14 protein-coding genes are annotated in these 18,328 nt (G+C 53.1%); 11 read left to right on the top strand and 3 right to left on the bottom strand.

Annotation, left to right across the window (positions count from 1 at the left end):
- The first annotated feature begins 921 nt into the window (after positions 1-921).
- From ACYVHX_RS17730 to ACYVHX_RS17720, 3 genes are all read left to right on the top strand, one after another.
- Complete coding sequence (locus ACYVHX_RS17730; RefSeq protein WP_460673009.1) at positions 922-3,615, top strand: MGH1-like glycoside hydrolase domain-containing protein; 2,694 nt, start codon at positions 922-924, stop codon at positions 3,613-3,615.
- Positions 3,616-3,899: 284 nt separating this feature from the next.
- A complete protein-coding gene (locus ACYVHX_RS17725) occupies positions 3,900-6,056 on the top strand; it encodes a tetratricopeptide repeat protein (protein WP_460673008.1) in 2,157 nt (718 codons plus the stop codon).
- Positions 6,057-6,212: 156 nt separating this feature from the next.
- The gene (locus ACYVHX_RS17720; RefSeq protein WP_460673007.1) at positions 6,213-6,647 is read left to right on the top strand and encodes a DoxX family protein; all 435 of its coding nucleotides are present in this window, start codon (positions 6,213-6,215) and stop codon (positions 6,645-6,647) included.
- 6 nt (positions 6,648-6,653) lie between these two features.
- On the opposite strand, the gene ACYVHX_RS17715 is transcribed toward ACYVHX_RS17720, so the two are convergent.
- On the bottom strand, positions 6,654-7,583 hold the full coding sequence (locus ACYVHX_RS17715) for an AraC family transcriptional regulator (protein WP_460673006.1): 930 nt from the start codon (positions 7,581-7,583) through the stop codon (positions 6,654-6,656).
- Positions 7,584-7,782: 199 nt separating this feature from the next.
- Between ACYVHX_RS17715 and ACYVHX_RS17710 the strand changes: the two genes are divergently transcribed.
- The 8 genes from ACYVHX_RS17710 to ACYVHX_RS17675 all read left to right on the top strand — a co-directional run bounded on the left by ACYVHX_RS17710 (position 7,783) and on the right by ACYVHX_RS17675 (position 14,572).
- Positions 7,783-9,321, top strand: a complete 1,539-nt coding sequence (locus tag ACYVHX_RS17710) for an aldehyde dehydrogenase family protein (protein ID WP_460673005.1) — start codon at positions 7,783-7,785, stop codon at positions 9,319-9,321.
- Between the two features lie 99 nt (positions 9,322-9,420).
- Complete coding sequence (locus ACYVHX_RS17705; protein ID WP_460673004.1) at positions 9,421-9,804, top strand: DUF779 domain-containing protein; 384 nt, start codon at positions 9,421-9,423, stop codon at positions 9,802-9,804.
- A 243-nt stretch (positions 9,805-10,047) separates the two neighbouring features.
- Positions 10,048-10,929, top strand: a complete 882-nt coding sequence (locus ACYVHX_RS17700; RefSeq protein ID WP_460673197.1) for a cell division protein FtsX — start codon at positions 10,048-10,050, stop codon at positions 10,927-10,929.
- A 40-nt stretch (positions 10,930-10,969) separates the two neighbouring features.
- The gene (locus ACYVHX_RS17695) at positions 10,970-11,173 is read left to right on the top strand and encodes a DUF3098 domain-containing protein (protein WP_460673003.1); all 204 of its coding nucleotides are present in this window, start codon (positions 10,970-10,972) and stop codon (positions 11,171-11,173) included.
- Positions 11,170-11,946 carry an undecaprenyl-diphosphate phosphatase gene (locus tag ACYVHX_RS17690; RefSeq protein WP_460673002.1) on the top strand — a complete coding sequence of 259 codons (777 nt, stop codon included), beginning with the start codon at positions 11,170-11,172 and terminating at the stop codon, positions 11,944-11,946. Before ACYVHX_RS17695 ends, ACYVHX_RS17690 begins: the two co-directional genes overlap by 4 nt.
- 120 nt (positions 11,947-12,066) lie before the next feature.
- Positions 12,067-12,753 (top strand): tRNA pseudouridine(55) synthase TruB, encoded by a 687-nt coding sequence (gene truB, locus ACYVHX_RS17685; RefSeq protein ID WP_460673001.1) that lies wholly within the window; start codon positions 12,067-12,069, stop codon positions 12,751-12,753.
- Positions 12,750-13,694, top strand: a complete 945-nt coding sequence (locus tag ACYVHX_RS17680) for a bifunctional riboflavin kinase/FAD synthetase (RefSeq protein ID WP_460673000.1) — start codon at positions 12,750-12,752, stop codon at positions 13,692-13,694. Before truB ends, ACYVHX_RS17680 begins: the two co-directional genes overlap by 4 nt.
- Before the next feature lie 95 nt (positions 13,695-13,789).
- Positions 13,790-14,572 carry a sterol desaturase family protein gene (locus ACYVHX_RS17675; RefSeq protein WP_460672999.1) on the top strand — a complete coding sequence of 261 codons (783 nt, stop codon included), beginning with the start codon at positions 13,790-13,792 and terminating at the stop codon, positions 14,570-14,572.
- Between the two features lie 63 nt (positions 14,573-14,635).
- Here the strand turns inward: ACYVHX_RS17675 and pheA are convergent, their stop codons facing one another.
- On the bottom strand, positions 14,636-15,712 hold the full coding sequence (pheA, locus tag ACYVHX_RS17670; RefSeq protein WP_460673196.1) for a prephenate dehydratase: 1,077 nt from the start codon (positions 15,710-15,712) through the stop codon (positions 14,636-14,638).
- Positions 15,713-15,812: 100 nt separating this feature from the next.
- The gene (locus ACYVHX_RS17665) at positions 15,813-18,278 is read right to left on the bottom strand and encodes a TonB-dependent receptor domain-containing protein (protein ID WP_460672998.1); all 2,466 of its coding nucleotides are present in this window, start codon (positions 18,276-18,278) and stop codon (positions 15,813-15,815) included.
- Positions 18,279-18,328: the final 50 nt, after the last annotated feature.

The raw sequence follows: 18,328 nt of genomic DNA, 5'->3' as shown, positions 1-18,328 counted from the left end.
GATGAACAATAATTTTCCGGTTCAACGGGCGATGGGCTAAACTCTGTCGCCCGTTAATTTTTGTTTCTCTGCTGCTCGCCAACCACTTTCGCTATGGTCCGGTTTTCTACATTTTAACCCTTTTCATCGTTTCTCTGATCGCACAAGGTCAGACTTTTAAACAAAATGACCTTCTAAATGGATTCTTATTTATAAACCGTCCCCAGTTGGACTCAACGATTAACGTTAGCAGGCTATCGCCGGCGGTTTGCTACCAGTTGATTGAAAAACTATATGCCATCGATCAGCAATACCGGGATAGTTTGATGCGAAACGGGTCGAATGAAACCAAATTTCTATTTTTCAGTCGCCAACGGTCCATCAATGATCTCGTCAATCAGGCTATTCTTTTAAAAATCCTGAAGCGCTATGGCTGGCCGTGCAACGTGGACAACCGAAATCTGGCCCACAAAGCGTGGATCTTGCCTGGCACTTCCGGGGTGATTTCAACCAAATGAGCCGGTTTTATCCGTATCTGCTGGAAGCAAACCGCAAAAAAAGCCTTCATCCGAATCATTTCTCGGACTACAGAAAATGGCTTGCTAAACAAAAAAAGTTTAGTGCCCGCGATCCGATTCCATTCCGAACCGAATACGAACATTTAAACGGTCGCTGCGAAGTATGGCGCGAAAAATGCACCGCCTTCATTTACCTGTAAATACAGCATTCCTCTGTCTGACAATCCCTGACTCTTCCATCACCGCCGGGCAAATCATCCCCCGATCCGAGGTTTTCAACCGAGGGGAAATGAAAAATTAATGGCCGCCGGATGATACCATTTTTGTAACTGAACACTAAATTAAGGCGATTAATGACTTCGATACGGTTCAATCGTCTACTAAAATGAGTGTCTATTGACGCAAAACCGTAACGGAATTTCACATGGAATACAACCTGAAGATGGAAAATAACATCGAACGCGAACGTATCTACACCCGTGCTGATAACAAGGGCTGGAAGAAATGGGGCCCGTATCTGTCGGAGCGATCCTGGGGAACGGTTCGCGAAGATTACAGTGTGCACGGCAACGCCTGGGGATTTATTACCCACGACATGTCGCGCTCCCGGGCGTACCGCTGGGGGGAAGACGGCATCGGTGGACTTTCTGATAATAAGGGCCACGTCTGCTTTGCGCTGGCGTTCTGGAACCACAATGACAGCATCATCAAGGAGCGGCTTTTTGGCCTGACCGGCCCCGAAGGCAACCACGGCGAGGATGTGAAGGAGCTTTATTACTACCTGGATAGCACCCCGACGCATTCCTACATGAAGATGCTGTACAAGTATCCGCAGCAACCCTTTCCGTATGGCCGGCTGGTGGAAGAAGCCCGAAACCGAAACCGCTTGGAACCGGAATTTGAACTGGTCGATACTGGCATTTTTGATTCCAACCAATACTTCGACATCTTCATTGAATACGCCAAGAATGACGAGAACGACATCCTGATTAAGATTACGGCCCATAACCGCCACACTGAAGCGGCCGAACTCACGCTGCTGCCCACGCTCTGGTTTCGGAATACCTGGTCGTGGGGATACGAGCAATACGCCTACAAGCCTATTCTGAACGGGATCGCAACCACCCAGATTGCGGTTGACCACAAATTGCTGGGCAAGTACAAACTATACTGCGAAGAGGCCGACGAATTGCTGTTCTGCGAAAACGAAACCAATACCGAACGGCTTTACGGGATCCCGAACGAATCGCTGTTTTGCAAAGACGGAGTCAATAATTACGTCATTTCGGGCGACAAAAAGTTTGTCAATCCCAACCAGATTGGCTCCAAAGCGTCGGCCCGGTACGCCCGAACGGTTCCGGCGGAGGATTCCGTCACGATCCGGCTCCGGTTTAGTCAAGATACGCACAACAGCCAGCCTTTTGCCGATTTTGAGCGCATTTTCGAGCAGCGGGTTCAGGAGGCTGACGCCTTCTACGACCAGTTGCAGCACAACGTTACCGATCCCGAACTGCGAAACATCCAGCGCCAGGCCTACGCCGGGATGCTCTGGAACAAGCAATTTTATTATTACAACGTAAACGAGTGGCTGAAGGGCGACCCCAAAATGCCAACCCCTTTCCACGGGCGGGCCTACCAGCGCAATTCCGGCTGGCGGCATATGTACACGGCCAACATCCTCTCGATGCCCGATAAATGGGAATATCCGTGGTTTGCCGCCTGGGATCTGGCATTCCATACGCTGACGCTGGCCCGGCTAGACCCCAATTTTGCCAAACGTCAGCTGGCGGTTATTCTGCGGGAATACTACATGCATCCAAACGGCCAGATTCCGGCCTACGAATGGAACTTTAGCGACGTGAATCCCCCCGTCCACGCCTGGGCCACCTGGAAAGTGTACGAAATTGACCGCGACATGAACGGGAAAGGCGACATCAATTTTCTGGAAAGGGTGTTCCATAAATTGCTGCTCAACTTTACGTGGTGGGTCAACCGCAAAGACGTCAACGGCAACAGCATCTTCGGCGGGGGGTTCCTCGGCCTGGACAACATCGGGGTCTTCGACCGTAGCCAGCCGTTGCCGATGGGCGGGCACATCGAGCAGGCCGACGGTACGGGCTGGATGGCTATGTACACGCTGAACATGCTCCGGATTGCCTGCGAGATTGCCCTCACCCGGCCAACGTACCAGGATATGGCGTCGAAATTCTTCGAGCACTTTCTCCACATTGCGGCCGCCATGAAAAACCTAGGCGGACAGGGAATCAGCCTGTGGGACGAAGACGACCAGTTTTACTACGACGTGCTACACACGGCGGATAACAACAGTACGTTGCTGAAAATCCGCTCGATGGTGGGCCTGATTCCGCTCTTTGCCGTTGAAATTCTGGATGATAGCCTGCTGGAAAAACTGCCGGATTTCAAACGCCGGGTTGAGTGGGTGCTGACGAACCGGCCGGATCTGGCGTCGCTCATTTCGCGCTGGCACGAGCCGGGCAAGGGTGCCACCCACCTGCTGTCGCTGCTGCGTGGTCACCGGATGAAGATGCTATTGAAACGGATGTTCGATGAAACCGAGTTTCTATCCGATTATGGCATCCGGGCGCTATCCAAATACCACGGCGACAACCCGTATCAGTTCCACGTAAACGGTGAAATCTTTTCGGTTAAATACGTTCCGAACGAATCCGAAACCAGTCTGTTTGGCGGGAATTCCAACTGGCGCGGCCCGATCTGGTTTCCGGTCAATTACCTGCTCATCGACTCCCTGCTGAAGTTTTACAACTACTACGGCGACGATTTTGAGATTGAATACCCGACCCATTCGGGTCAGGTGATGAGCATCAAGGAAGCTACGGTTTTAGTGGCCGAACGGCTGGTGAACATTTTCCGGCGCGACGATACGGGTAAAATACCGGCCTACAATGGCTATACCAAATACCAGGACGATCCGCATTTTAAAGACCTGCACCTGTTCTTTGAATACTTTCACGGTGATAACGGCAGCGGCCTTGGGGCCAATCACCAAACCGGCTGGACGGGCCTGGTTGCGGACCTGATTGAATTTTTATACCAGCACCGGCTGCAACAGGAACCGGTTCATGCCAAAGTCCTCTAAAGGATCCCTGGTTCCCGGTTTTTGAAATTGAAAACCGGGAACCGGAAAAAGGCGGTTTTCAACTTCCTAATTTTACCCCTCTTCTTTTTCGGCTGACGTGTTTCCGCCGGATTGATTTCCGGCCAAAACATCCTTCGCTCCTGCTGGCAGTTATGGGTTGGTAACGGTAAATGGGCTTATTTAGTAAGCCAAAAGGTCACAAAAATCAACCGGCAACTCACTTTCTTTGGGTGGTATTTCCAAAAACCGTATCTTCACCTGCCCGTCTTAACGAACTACCAGGAATGATTAAACTGCTACGCAATGTATTTGTGTTGTTTTTCTACGTCGTTTTCCTACCGATAGCCGGGCATTCATTGGGACCACCGCCGGATCGTCAACCTGATCCGGATTCAATTCCCCGACTCAACAATACCGCTCTCAAACTGGCCCGGAACAAGAATTTCGCCGGCGCTCTCCAATTGCTGCAACGGGCCGCAGCCGGTCGTCCCTCCGACACCCTTCTTTACAACCAGGCCATCATTCTAAGTCATCTGAAACGCTACGAAGAAGCTGCTCATCTTTTGCAGAATATTCCGTCTTTCGCGCACGCCCAGGCCAATCAGGGCGTTTTTTACTGCATGACCGGCGATGTGAAAATGGGTCTGGCCCTGTTGGAAAATACGACGGGCGGAAAAGGAGCCGACAAAATTGCGTTCAACCGGGCCGTTGCCCACCTGCACGCGGGTCAGTACGAGGAAGCCAACCGGGCCGCTTCGGAAGCCCTTCGAATGCGGGCCGGCGAGCCGGTTTATAAACTGGTGAAAGGTGATGCGTTGCTCGGTCTGGGAAAATACCGGGAGGCATTGAATGCCTACAAACCCCTCCAAAACGAACCGGAATTGACCAAAATGCTGCCGGTTCGGCTGGGGGATGCCTTGCTGGGTTTGAAAGACTACGAAGATGCGGCCGAGCAATTCACCAATTACCTGACATCCGGCGACCGAACGTTCCAGGCTGCCGCCCGGTTTGGACTGGCCAATGCGTTGTACGGCGAGAAAGAATTTCCCAAAGCCGTTGCCGAATTTCGGCGGGCGGTGCAGTTTCGGCCCCAGTGGATCGAAGCCCGCACGGGTCTGGGCAATGCCTTGTGCAGCATTCGGGATTACCGCTCCGCCCGCATTGAGTACGAAGCTGCGCTGGCGCTCGACCCCGACAACCCGCATATTCACCTCGGCTTGGGTGTGGTGAGCCACCGGCAGGGGTTGCACGAACAGGCCATGGAGCATTTTGCCAAAGCGCCGGACTTATTTGACGAAAAAGACAAAGACCTCGCCGATTGCTTTCTGAGCCTTGGACTGACCCGTCTGGAAATGAACCAGTTGGACTCAGCCTTGGTGCACCTGAACGTAGCCATGCGGCTCAACAAGGACCATCCGGCAGCCTACGCCGGTGCCAGTGAAGTCTACCGCAAAAAAGACAGTTTCCGCTACACCCTGGCCTACCTGGAAAAAGCCATTCGCCTGTCTCCGCAAAACGACAAAATGCTGACCAACAAAGGGAACATGTACCTGAAGTCGGGCAACATGGACGAAGCTTACGACAACTTTTCCTGGGCGCTACACCATAACCCGCAGAGCATCAACGCGCTGAACGGCTTGTCCATTTCGCTGCTGGAAAAAGACCGCATCGAGCAGGCCGAAGACGTGCTCGACAGCCTGATCAACCGGGGTCATCATAAAGCGTTTTTGCACAACAACCGGGGCATTGTCCGCTCGTATCTGGCACTCAAGTACGAGAAACAGAGAGACATGCACAACGCCCGGCAATATTACTACCGCTCCATTCGCGACTACGAGCGGTCGCGCGACCTCGATTCAACCCACAAAACCTATTACAACAACCTGGGAAACGTTTATAAAAACACGGAAGAATACGACAAGGCCGTTAAAAGTTACCTAGGCCACCTCGATCGCAGCGCCATCAACAACCTGGGGGTGCTGTACGCCCGGAATGGGAAAGCCGACTACGGACGGCACTACCTGAACATTGCCATTACGATCGATTCGGCCAGTCTGGTCTACCGATTTAACCGCTACAAAGTCTATAAGGAATATTTCAAGGATTCGCTCGCCAAACGGCCGGACATTTTACAGGCGCAGGACCTGATGCCGACCAACTCGATCAGTTCAAAATACAGCAAAGATGGCTACATCAATATTTACCTGTACGACTACGATTTCGAGCACTACGAATTTCCCGGCGACCACTTTTTTCCCATCCAGGTCGACAAACCAACGCCCCCGGATTACCGCCCGCTGAACGATCTGCTCGCAATGGAGGTGCTGAAAAACCCTTCGGTGGCCCAACCACCCTCCTCCATCCGCGTCACCACCAAACGAATGCCCAAACCCCGCCGATCCCGGCTGGCCGGAAGCACCAAATGTCCTAAGATTATTTAGGCAGGAGGAAGAGGGTATAAGTAGAGCGGACTAAGATTGGTTGTCATTCCTTCTTCCTATACCCCCCTCCTGCCCTCCTCCTCTTTTCCCAATTTTATCTTGCTTTTGTCTAATTTTTTATCTAGCTTGGGGTAGTCATACCCTAAAAGCAAGCTCATGAATGTGCTCCAACGTGTTGAACACTGGGGTGATGCGCATCACCCCGCCTGGATTGACGCTCTTCGCATTATGCTGGGAATTATTCTGTTCCTGAAAGGTATTAGTTTCATTGGGGATACCGAACACCTCTATTCGCTGGTGGGCAATAAGCAATTTGGGCTGACACCGGTTTTTGTGGTGCACTACGTTGCATTTACCCATATTGTCGGGGGTTTACTGATCGCAATGGGCTGTCTGACCCGACTGGCCATTCTGCTTCAACTACCGATTCTGATTGGGGCGGTTTTTTTCGTCAACATCCGCAGCGGTTTTTCCGCGCTGAACTCCGAGCTTTGGCTCTCCATCGTCGTGCTCTTTCTGATGCTGATGTTTCTGGTCGTCGGCTCCGGCAAGTTTTCGGTAGACGACTGGATGCGCCGACACGACCACTGAGCGTTTCTAGGCCACCTGTTGTTTATACTGACGAGGACTGATGCGCTCGACGGTCCGGAACGCATTGCTGAAGTGCGTCAGGCTGTTAAAACCTGATTCGTAACACGCATCCGTAATGGATTTGGCCGGATTGGTCAGAATCTGTTTCGCCAGCCGGATGCGTTCCTGGAGAATAAACTGAATCGGGGAAATGCCGAGTTCGTTTTTAAATAAGCGGAAGAAATGGGACTTGGACAGGCAGGCCTGATTCGATAATTCGTCGATTGCCAGGGTCTTCGTCAGGTTGTTTTTAATGTACTCCACCACAAACGCCAGCCGGTGCGTGTTCATGTGTTGCCGCGCCTGATCGATCAGCACGCGCCGGGCCTGCGTCTGCATCAGCCGCACAATCAGCTCCTGCAGCGAATTATGGATGAAGAACGGTTTCATGGCGTTGTTCTCCCGATACAGCCGGATAATTTTATCGATCAACGAACTGATTTCGAAGCCGTTCTGGAAGTGGTAATTGTTGGTATCGACCTCCCACAATTCCCTCGGTTCGCTGCGGGGGTATTCTTCGTTGAGGTGATTGACGGTTTGCTGAATAAACTCACCCGAAATGGTGAGCGCAATGCAGCGCGTGGGATTCGCGGTGGACGCTTCCGGAAAATCAATTTTCATTGGTTTGTTAGCCGGTAACACCAGCGACTCGCCCGGCAAGTAATCAAACGGTTTCAGCGCGTCGATGTGCATCACTTTCTTGCCCGTCAGCATACTCGTCAAAACCGGCGATCCAAACTCCAGTTCGACCAGTTGAGCCCGCTGAAATGTTTCGTACAGGTTGAGTTCGGCGACCTCGTGACTGAGCGTTAATTTATTCTCAACCAAGGCATTCAGGCGCCCTCCCCAGGATGGTAAGCTGTCCTCTTTCTGTCGTGTTTTTTTTCCTGATCCCATACGATGAACGATTCCGTTTCAGAGCGGCTTGTGATGATTCAACCCTAAAAAAGCCGGTTTTCGATTGCCTCCAGGCTCCCAGCGAGAAAGAGACAATACCGTAAGTTTTTGAGACGATTGTGAAAATATTCTTGCACGATTTCGGCAAAATTTGTCACAATTCAAATTCCCAAAATCAGTTTAACCCATTCTTTACGTCATGGAGACCTTAGAAGCCCCCGTAGCCACCCGCTCGGCTACTCAATTGGAACGTCCTCAGTTCAAAAGTCAGTATGAAAATTTTATCGGTGGCAAATGGGTTCCACCGGTTGGTGGTGACTATTTTGAGAATAACTCCCCCGTCGATGACAGCCTGATTTCCCGGGTGCCGCGATCAAAAGCCGCCGATATTGAACTGGCGCTGGATGCCGCCCACAAAGCGTTTCCGAGCTGGTCGCGAACGTCGGCCACCGAACGCAGCAATATGCTGATCAAAATTGCCGATATTATTGAGCAGAACCTTGAGTTTCTGGCCCGCGTCGAAACCGTGGAAAACGGAAAAGCCGTCCGCGAAACCCTGGCGGCCGACCTGCCGCTGGTGGTCGATCACTTCCGGTATTTTGCGGGCGTGATCCGGGCCGAAGAAGGTTCGGTTGCCGAGCTGGATGCCACCACGGTTTCCATGATCATCAAAGAACCCATTGGCGTTGTCGGGCAGATCATTCCCTGGAATTTTCCGCTGCTGATGGCCACCTGGAAGCTGGCTCCGGCGCTGGCCGCCGGTTGTTGTGTCGTGCTGAAACCGGCCGAACAAACCCCAACCTCGATTCTGGTGCTGATGGAATTGCTCGAAAACGTAATTCCGGCGGGCGTCATCAACATCGTCAACGGTTTTGGCCCCGAAGCCGGAAAACCGCTGGCCCAATCGAAGCGCATCGCTAAGGTTGCTTTCACGGGCGAAACCACCACCGGCCGACTGATCATGCAATATGCCTCCGAAAACCTCATTCCGGTGACGATGGAGCTGGGTGGCAAATCGCCGAATATTTTCCTGCCATCAATCATGGATGCCGACGATGAGTTTTTTGACAAATGCATCGAAGGGGCGGTGATGTTTGCGCTGAATCAGGGCGAAATCTGCACCTGTCCGTCGCGGCTGCTGGTGCACGAAAGCATTTATGACGGGTTTATGGAACGGGTTGTCGAACGCACCCGCGCCATCAAAATGGGGCATCCGCTCGACACGACGACCATGATGGGCGCGCAGGCTTCCAACGACCAGTTCGAAAAAATCCTGTCGTACATCGACATTGGCAGGCAGGAAGGCGCCGAAGTATTGACCGGCGGTGGCCCGGCCCGGCTGAACAACGGTCTGGAAAACGGGTATTACATCGAACCGACCATTTTCCGGGGCACCAACAAAATGCGGATTTTCCAGGAAGAAATCTTCGGCCCGGTGGTTTCGGTCGCGACCTACAAAACCGTCGATGAAGCCATTGAATACGCCAACGATACCCTATACGGTTTGGGTGCGGGCGTCTGGACCCGCGACGCCCACGAATTGTACCAGGTGCCGCGCGCTATCCAGGCCGGTCGGGTGTGGGTCAACTGCTACCACAACTACCCGGCGCACGCGTCGTTTGGCGGTTACAAGAAATCGGGTTTCGGACGGGAAAACCACCTCTCGATGCTCAACCACTACCGCCAGTCGAAAAACCTGCTGATTTCCTACAGCAAGAATAAATTAGGATTCTTTTAATGAATTGTGATTGAGTGAATGCGTACTTGTGTGAGTAAGAAATGATCTTTGATCGATTCACACAATTACGCATTCGCTCAATCACTCAATGAAAAAGGTATGAATCTCACTCGCGTAGAAGCAACGGAAGCCGCTAAAATCATCATCGACAGACTGCGCCGGGAGCATGGCGATTTGATGTTCCACCAGAGCGGGGGATGCTGCGACGGTTCGTCGCCCATGTGTTTTGCGCAGGGCGACTTCCTGATCGGCTCCTCCGATGTCTGGCTCGGCCAGATTCACGGCTGCGATTTTTACATGTCGGAAGACCAGTTCGAATACTGGAAGCATACGCATCTGACCATTGATGTGACGCCGGGCCGGGGAGCCAGTTTCTCCCTCGAAATTCCGCTCGGAATCCGGTTCTTCATCCGGTCGCGTCTGTTCGAAATGGCAGAGTTTGAGCAGTTGCCGCCCGTTCGGGTTGGGGCGGAGGAAGACTAAGCCCGCCCGGTTTTTGGCGGTTTTCTTTCGCAATACCCACGAACTGGCGTGCGCGTCTTTAATGGAGAACGTAATTGGTTGGCGCTGGACAGACTGAAGGCCGTGGGTCCGTTGTCGTTCAACCACCGAACTCTTAATTTTTCCTAAATCTCCCGCTCCCGGACCGGGAATGAATTGCTGTTCGGGCAAAATCCGTATTTTTGTGCTCAGGGTCGGTCTGCGAACCGCAATTTCCCGATTCTGATTCGTATGGCAAAAAAGAAAGTGGGTGCGTATCCGGGCGGGATGATTCTTTTCAGCCTGACTTCGGCATTGTTTCTGATCGGTTTCTGCGGCATGCTGGTGCTGCAATCCAAAAAACTGGTGCGGTACATCCGCGAAAATAACGAGGTCCGGGTATTTCTGGATAAAGATCTGGATGCGGATAAGCTCAACAAGCTCAACGCCGAAGTGATCAAAAAACCGTATGTGCTCTACAACGGCACAGCTCCGCAGGTAATTTTTGTGAGCAAGGATGTGGCCGCCAAAGAGTTCATGGCCGATACGAAAGAGAATTTCAGCAATTTTCTCAACGAAAACCCGCTCCGCGACAGTTACCGCATCAAGCTTCAGGAAGATTATTTTGAAGAAGCCCGGCTTCAGGAGGTGAAAGCCGATCTGGAAAGCGTCAATGGCGTTTTTGAAGTCATTTACCAGGAAAATATCGTCGATGAGATTAACAAAAACATCACGAAAATCTACATCATCATGTCGGTTTTTGCGGTGATTATGCTCGTCATCATCATCGTACTGATGAATAACACAATCCGGCTGGCGCTGTATTCGCAGCGGCTGCTCATCCGGAGTATGCAACTGGTCGGTGCAACGAACGGATTTATCCAACTCCCCTTTCTTCGGCGCGGGATGACGCAGGGCCTCATCAGCGGACTGATTGCCGCAGCGCTGCTGTTCGTTCTGCTCCAGTTGGCCCTGCGGAACATCGACGGACTGGTCACGTTGCAGGAACCCGAAAAAACCGGCTTTCTGCTGGGAGCCGTCATTGTTCTCGGCATCATTATTGGTCTCATCAGCACGTTCCAGGCCGTGCACCGCTACCTGCGCCTGTCACTCGACGACTTGTACTAACGAACCATCCAACCGTTTTTAACCATACAACCATTGAATCATGAGTAAACTCCCCTTCGGACGCGCCAATTATACCCTGATGATCATCGGCGTGGTCATCATCCTGTTCGGCTTCATTGTCATGAGCCTTGATTCCGAAGAATTCGGCTTCGGCACCCTGGGTCTTACCGTCGGCCCCCTGATTGTGATGGGCGGTTTTATTCTCGAATTTTTCGCAATCCTGCGCCGACCCACGAATCAATGAGTTTATTTCACGCGATTATCCTGGCCATCATTGAAGGTCTGACCGAATTTCTGCCGGTTTCTTCAACGGGTCACATGGTTATTTACTCGTCGCTGGTGGGCATCAGCCAGTCCGAATTCACCAAGCTTTTTACGGTTAATATTCAGTTTGGCTGCATTATCTCGGTTCTGGTGCTCTACCGACGCCGGTTTTTGCAAACCACCGACTTTTATTTCAAGCTTTTCGTGGCGTTTCTGCCAGCCGCCGTCATCGGTTTTTTACTCAACGATTTCATTGATTCCCTCCTTGAAAACGTGACCGTAGTGGCCATTACCCTGCTGCTGGGCGGTATTTTGCTGCTCTACATCGACAAGATTTTCAAGCAGTTCCCGCGCGACTTCGATGTTACTTTCCCCGAAGCGCTGAAAATTGGTTTCTTCCAGTGCATTGCCATGATTCCGGGCGTATCCCGCTCGGCCGCCACCATCATCGGCGGCATGTCGCAGGGACTGACGCGGAAACAGGCCGCCGAGTTTTCGTTTTTCCTGGCCGTCCCCACGATGGCAGCCGCATCCGGTTACAAACTGCTGAAAACCTACAAAACCATTCAGCCCGACGACATCCAGATTCTCCTGATCGGAAACGTCGTCGCGTTTATTGTCGGTTTGCTGGCCATTCGCGGTTTTGTCGGTTTTCTGACCAAATACGGTTTTAAGGTGTTTGGCTACTACCGGATTGTGCTGGGCTTGTTGCTGCTCGGATTGATGGCGGCTGGTGTAAAAATAGATCTCTGAACTTAATTGTCTTGAACTCGGATTACACAGATTAAAGGATTCACTAGGATATAAAAGATTTAGAATGATTGCGGATCATCTTAGTTAATCCCTTAATCTGTATAATCCGAGTTCAGAACTATGGACGGCCAACTTATTCTTATCGATAAACCGCTCACCTGGACCTCGTTCGACGTGGTCAAGAAGCTTAAATTTGCCGGAAAATTCAAGAAAATCGGTCATGCCGGGACGCTCGATCCGCTGGCGACGGGCCTGCTGATTCTCTGCACCGGCAAAATGACCAAGCAGATTGACACCTATCAGGCGCAGGAAAAAGAATATACCGGAACGCTCGTTCTGGGCAAAACTACCCCTTCCGTTGACCTGGAAACGGCGTTTGACGCCGATTATGACGTTTCCGGCATTACCCCCGACGCCATTCAGCAGGCGGTGCAGCACCTGACCGGCGTGATCGACCAGATTCCACCGATTTATTCCGCCGTTCGGGTCAACGGTGAGCGGCTTTACGAACGCGCGCGCCGGGGCGAAACCGCCGATAAAGTCGAAGGGGGAATTAAATCGCGTACCATTACGGTTTCTGTATTTGAAGTCAATACGGAACGATTTCCCGAAATTGATTTCCGGATTGTTTGCTCGAAAGGGACTTACATCCGTAGCTTAGTGCGCGATTTGGGACTGCTTTTGCAAAACGGTGCGTATCTGAAAGCGCTCCGGCGGACGCGGATCGGTGATTTTCGGGTTGAAAACGCCGATACGGTCGATGAGTTCATCCGCAAAAGCCGTGCTGTAGAGTCATTACCTTCATGAAGATTTACCACGGAACCGATACCTTTCAGCCCATTCCCTACCCCGTTGTCACCAGCGGAACCTTCGACGGGGTGCATCTGGGCCACCAGAAAATCATTAGCCGACTGACCGAAATCGCCCGACGCGGAGACGCGCAGGGCCCCAAAGGGGAAACCGTCGTGCTGACGTTCTGGCCCCATCCGCGCACCGTCGTCTCCAACGACAGCCAGGGCCTGAAACTGCTGTCGACCTTGGAGGAAAAAACCGAACTGCTCGCAGCCGCGGGCGTCGATCATCTGGTGGTGATTCCGTTCACGCGCTCCTTTTCCGAACTGTCGTCGGCGGAGTTCATTCAGCAAATTCTGGTCGATAAAATCGGCACCAGAAAGCTGGTCATTGGCTACGACCACCATTTTGGCCGAAACCGCGAAGGAAGTTTTGAGTACCTGAAGCAACACGCCCCCGACTACGGTTTTGAAATTGAGGAGATTCCGCGCCAGGACGTGGAAGATGTGGGCGTCAGTTCGTCCAAAATCCGCACGGCGCTGCTGGAAGGTGATCTGAAAACCGCCACCAAATTTCTGGGTCGCCCCTACAGCCTGAGCGGCACCATCGTCAAAGGACAGCAGCTGGGCCGCACCATCGGTTTTCCGACGGCCAACATTCAGGTCGATGATCCCAGCAAACTGGTGCCGGCGAATGGGATTTATGCCGCCGAGGTACTCTACAAAGGCGAAAAACTGGGCGGAGCCATGAGCATTGGTACCCGCCCGACCGTCGGCGGAACCCACCGCACGATTGAAGTGTATATTTTCGATTTCAAGCAGGAAATTTACGGCGAACACCTGACCGTTCGGTTTATCGAATACCTGCGACCCGAGCTAAAATTCGAGGGGCTGGCGGCTATGGTCGACCAGATGCACCTGGATGTCGAGCGCTCCAAAACGCTGCTGGGGCTCTAGTTCAGCCCGCTGGTTTAGGGCATTTATTTAGCGGTCAATCAATTCAAGGCGGTTTTTGGTAGTTTCGCGTTCTATCCAACGCTGCCCGAACAGGTATGAACAAATATCTGCTTCCGATTTTTATCGTATTCATTGTCCTCGAACTCGTCTGGAAATACCGGACCAGGCGCACGGTTTCGCCCCGCGATTACACCCACAACGGAATCCTGTTCGTGCTCAACAACATTGTCGGTTTTCTGACCAGAGCCTGGGTGCTGGGCGCTTACTTCTGGGTGTATCAATACCGGCTTTTTGACCTGGGAACGGCCTGGTGGGTGTGGGTGCTGGCGTTTCTGGCCGACGACCTGAGTTATTACCTGCTGCACCTGGCGTCGCACAAATGGCGGTTTTTCTGGGCCTCCCACGTCGTCCATCACTCCTCCGACGAATTTAATCTTTCGACGAACCTGCGGCAAAGCTTTACGGGCAACCTAACCGGCACCTTCCTGATCTGGGCCTGGATTCCCCTGCTGGGCGTCGATCCGATGATTCTGCTGGTGATGCACACGGTCCGGTTTATTCATCAGTTCTGGATTCACACCGAAGCCATCGACAAATTCTGGAAGCCGGTTGAGTTTATTTTTATGACGCCTTCGCACCACCGGGTGCATCATTTCCGGCACCCGGACTATCACAACAAAAACCTCGGTGGCGTACTCATCCTCTGGGACCGGCTTTTCGGGACTTTCCGTGAAGAAACCGAGCGCCATGCCTACGGCGTGGATCATCCGCACGCCAATGGCTCCATCGTTTCCATCGTATTCCACGAATGGTTCGCCCTTCTCAACGAATTCCGGCTGGCGGTTTGGAAGAAAAGAATGATGAAGGATGAACGTTGAATGGGCTGCCATAAAGCAATTCATCTCCCACGGACGGTCCCGTCCTAACGCATCCTTTGATTTTTACCCCAGCGCTTTCACGTAGCTGCCCAGCCATTTGACATCGGCGCCGTGGTGTTGCAGGATTTCCTGCACGCCTTCGTCGCTGTAGTGACCTTCAAATTCGATCAGAAACCAGTAGCGGAACGTTGCCCCTTCGCGCAGCGGGCGGCTTTCAATTTTGGTCAGGTTGATGTTGCGGGCGTCAAATTCCTGGAGGAAATTCGCCAGCACCCCCGGTTTGTTGGTGTTTGGCAGGCGGGCCACCAGGGTCGTTTTGTCGTGACCACTTTTCTGATTGGTGAAATCTTTCGCCAGGATTAAAAACCGCGTCCGATTCAGATCGGTGTCCTCAATGTTGTCGAACAAAACCGGCACACCGAATAATTTGGAAGCAATATTGGAGCAAATAGCGGCCGCTTTGGGTTGCTGAGCGGCCAGTTTAGCGGCTTTCGAGGTGGATTCGACCGGCACCAATTCGGCGGGCAAACCGTCGAAATAATCCCGCAAAAACTTGCTGCACTGCCCAAACGCAATGTCTTTCGAATATATATGCGTGATTTCGCTCAGCACGTCGGTTTGGGTGGCAAACGTAAAGTGCACCGGAATCTGGGCTTCGGCGGCAATCAGCAGTTCTTTTTCGTACAGCAGATCGATGGTTTCGTTGACCACGCCCTCCTGGTTGTTTTCAATCGGCACCACGCCAAACCGGCTGCGGCCCGTTTCCACGCTTTCAAAAACCGAGCGGATCGTCGGCAGCGCCAGGTATTCGCTCATGGCCCCAAACCGGCTTTCGGCGGCCTGGTGCGTAAAACTTCCTTCCGGCCCCAGGTAAGCCACGCGCTCCGGCATTTCGAGATTGCGCGAAACCGCAAAGATTTCGAGGTAAATGGCGTCGATGGCAGCCGGGGTTAGCAAGCCGTTACTGAGCGAATGCAAGCGGTCGAGGATCTGCTTTTCGCGCTCCGGTCGGTAAATGACGGTTTTGCTGGATTTTTTCAGCTCGCCAACCTGCCTGACCACCTCCATGCGCTGGTTCAGGAGGTGCAACAATTGTTCGTCGATGCTATCAATTTGCGTGCGAAGGGATTCGAGCGTCACGTTCAGAAAATTTTGGGTAAAAACCGGATACGGGTCAAAAACCGTATGCCATTGCTGGCAATCCAACGTACAATATTACCCAAAAAATAGCTACCAGCCGTTAATTCTTCTGGATTCGGTTGCGCTCCTCCTGCGATCCGCCGTCCTGCCGGCTCTGTGGCTTCAGCGTAGTAGAACCGAACGAGCGGGTGTAGGTCAGCTTCAGAATCGGAAAAACCCGGGATTCGGTGTCGATGCGAACGTGGTTTTTGATCGAAAAGGCTTCCTGCGTCAGCGTTCCGTACCGAATATGGATGCGCATGGTTTGGAGCAGATCCGTGACGGCCAGTTGCAGGGTACCGCCGTTATTTTTCAGCTCCTTTTTAATTCCGGCATTCACCGCGCCCACCGCGTCCACCCGCGTCGTTCCGTTGTACGAAGCCGAATTGAACCAGCCCGAAACCTCGGCGGAAAACCGGCGGGGCAGTTTAAAGGACTGATTGAGCGTCGCCGAGTATCCCAGATAGGTTTTCTGAACCGGCTGCGGAAGATGCACAGCCCTGAACTGCCGGGGCCCACCGCTGAACCCGTAGCTCATTTCCCACCAGCCGGTCACTTTAACCGGCAGCGTTAGCTGAACGGTGAGGCTGTTCTGCCAGGCGAGGTTTTGCGGGGAGATATACAACAGGTTCCGGGCCGGTCCTTCGGTCAGTTGGTGACGCGCGATCGGATGGTCGTCCCGGCTGAGAAGCACCGAAAAGTTGTAGTTTCGGTACGTAAACCCGAGTTTTACCGTGTTTGTCAGCGAGGGTTTCAGGAACGGATTGCCAGTATAAACCGCCGACGGGTCGCTGTAGCGGACAAACGAAGCCAGGTCGGTATACGAAGGCCGGCTGAGCCGCTTGGTGTAGGAAAACTGCAATTCCGAAAATTCACCCAGCTTGCTGGACAGAAACACGCTAGGAAACAGCGCTCCGAGTTTCCGGTCCACGACGGTTTCGGCGGTTTGGGGGGTATTCATCCGCGTCCGGGAGTATTCGTACCGCAGCCCCACCACCAGATTCGTTTTCGGATTCACTGGGGAAGTGACGGACGCGTACACCGCGCCGATGCTCTCGTGCATGGCAATTTCGTTGGCGGTTTCGGTCCGGCTCACCCAGTCGCCGTCGATCAGGCTTTCGATGCCCGCGCTGCTGCCATTTTGGGTTCGCGTGCCTTTCAAACCCGCTTCCAGCTTGATGGTTTTGCTGAGTTGCCGGACGTAATCCAGCTTAGCCACGCCCACCCGAAGGCGGGTGTTGGCAAAACCGCGCTGCCGGGGGGCAAAAAGGCTGTCGTTGTTGCCGGCCTGGGCGCCGTTTTCGGCCACAAAATTGCTGCGCACCTCGGTCGGACTGCGATTCCAGAAGAAGAGGTAATCAAAGGTTCCGGTCAGTTGTTCGCCCGCCCGCATTTTCCGCTCGACAAACAGCGAACCAATTGCATTTTGCCAGCGGTTGGCCCCGTTGATCGTGCCCCGAAAAAAAAGCACCGAATCCGGCAGAATCCGGTAATTGGCTTCATTAAAATCCGTGCTGGCCCGCGTACTGCGGTTCCAGTTGACACTGCCCCCCAACCGGGTTTTGTCTCCGGCCCGGACATCTAGACCCACCGTCACATCGTGATTGTTTTGGGTGGCTTTGGTGGTATCGGTCGCCAGAACGTGCAGGTTTCCGCCCAGCACGGGCATGTTTTGCCAGCTATCAATGGCCATGTCGCTGTAGGTCCGGTCGTGCAAATACGCGTACGAACCATACAGGCTGATGGCCTGCCGGTTGTGCGCCAGGTTCAGGCTGGCGGTGCCTTTTTCGCCCCAGCCGTAACCGCCCGTGAGCGACACCGAACCGTTCGTGCCTTCCCGGGTATTTTTCTTCAGCACTAGGTTGATGATGCCCGCGCTGCCCTCCGCATCGTAGCGCGCACCGGGCGTGGTGAGCAATTCGATTTTATCAATTTCGTTGGCGCTCAGGCCATTTAGCAAGGCCACTACCTGCTCAATCGGCATACGCACGGATTTTCCGTTGAGCAAAATCGTCACCCCGGTTTTTCCGTTCAGGTTAATTCCGCCGTTCTGGTAGTCGATCACCACGCCGGGCGAGCGTTCCAGAATTTGCAGGGCGGAACTTCCTTTGGACAGGATGCTGCTTTCCACGTTGACCACCGTGCCTTCCGCCGTCGGTTCGTACAGCGGTTTTTGCGCCCGCACCACCACCTCACCCAGTTGGTGGGAATCGTCCATTAGCCTCTGCGTTCCGAAATCTTTGACCGGCTGCGTGGCCGTTAATTCAAAAACCGGGGAGTGCCAGGTCTGAAAGCCGAGGCTGCTGACCCGCAGACGGTAGGTTCCCGGCACCACGGTTTCCAGCCGAAACTGTCCGCTATCCTCCGTCAGCGTCCCTTTCACCAGCGAACTATCGCTACTGTTGAGCAGCAGAACATTGGCAAACGGAATGGGCTGTCCGCTGGCGGTGTTCAACAGGCCCGACACCTGACCCACAGCCGGGTGGAAAAGAAAAAAGAGGAGGAGACTGGTAAAGACGGTTTTCATGGCGGTTTTGATCAGACTTCACCACCAAAGAAAAAACCGGCTGAACCCTC

The sequence above is a fragment of the Larkinella ripae genome, assembly GCF_054780775.1.
This window is presented reverse-complemented; position numbering and strand designations above follow the sequence as displayed.

What these genes read in the sequence shown, in the direction of transcription:
- ACYVHX_RS17730 (WP_460673009.1), top strand. Translation starts at nt 922, where the DNA reads ATGGAATACAACCTGAAGATGGAAAATAACATCGAACGCGAACGTATC.
- ACYVHX_RS17725 (WP_460673008.1), top strand. Translation starts at nt 3,900, where the DNA reads ATGATTAAACTGCTACGCAATGTATTTGTGTTGTTTTTCTACGTCGTT.
- ACYVHX_RS17720 (WP_460673007.1), top strand. Translation starts at nt 6,213, where the DNA reads ATGAATGTGCTCCAACGTGTTGAACACTGGGGTGATGCGCATCACCCC.
- ACYVHX_RS17715 (WP_460673006.1), bottom strand. Translation starts at nt 7,583, where the DNA reads ATGGGATCAGGAAAAAAAACACGACAGAAAGAGGACAGCTTACCATCC.
- ACYVHX_RS17710 (WP_460673005.1), top strand. Translation starts at nt 7,783, where the DNA reads ATGGAGACCTTAGAAGCCCCCGTAGCCACCCGCTCGGCTACTCAATTG.
- ACYVHX_RS17705 (WP_460673004.1), top strand. Translation starts at nt 9,421, where the DNA reads ATGAATCTCACTCGCGTAGAAGCAACGGAAGCCGCTAAAATCATCATC.
- ACYVHX_RS17695 (WP_460673003.1), top strand. Translation starts at nt 10,970, where the DNA reads ATGAGTAAACTCCCCTTCGGACGCGCCAATTATACCCTGATGATCATC.
- ACYVHX_RS17690 (WP_460673002.1), top strand. Translation starts at nt 11,170, where the DNA reads ATGAGTTTATTTCACGCGATTATCCTGGCCATCATTGAAGGTCTGACC.
- truB (WP_460673001.1), top strand. Translation starts at nt 12,067, where the DNA reads ATGGACGGCCAACTTATTCTTATCGATAAACCGCTCACCTGGACCTCG.
- ACYVHX_RS17680 (WP_460673000.1), top strand. Translation starts at nt 12,750, where the DNA reads ATGAAGATTTACCACGGAACCGATACCTTTCAGCCCATTCCCTACCCC.
- ACYVHX_RS17675 (WP_460672999.1), top strand. Translation starts at nt 13,790, where the DNA reads ATGAACAAATATCTGCTTCCGATTTTTATCGTATTCATTGTCCTCGAA.
- ACYVHX_RS17665 (WP_460672998.1), bottom strand. Translation starts at nt 18,278, where the DNA reads ATGAAAACCGTCTTTACCAGTCTCCTCCTCTTTTTTCTTTTCCACCCG.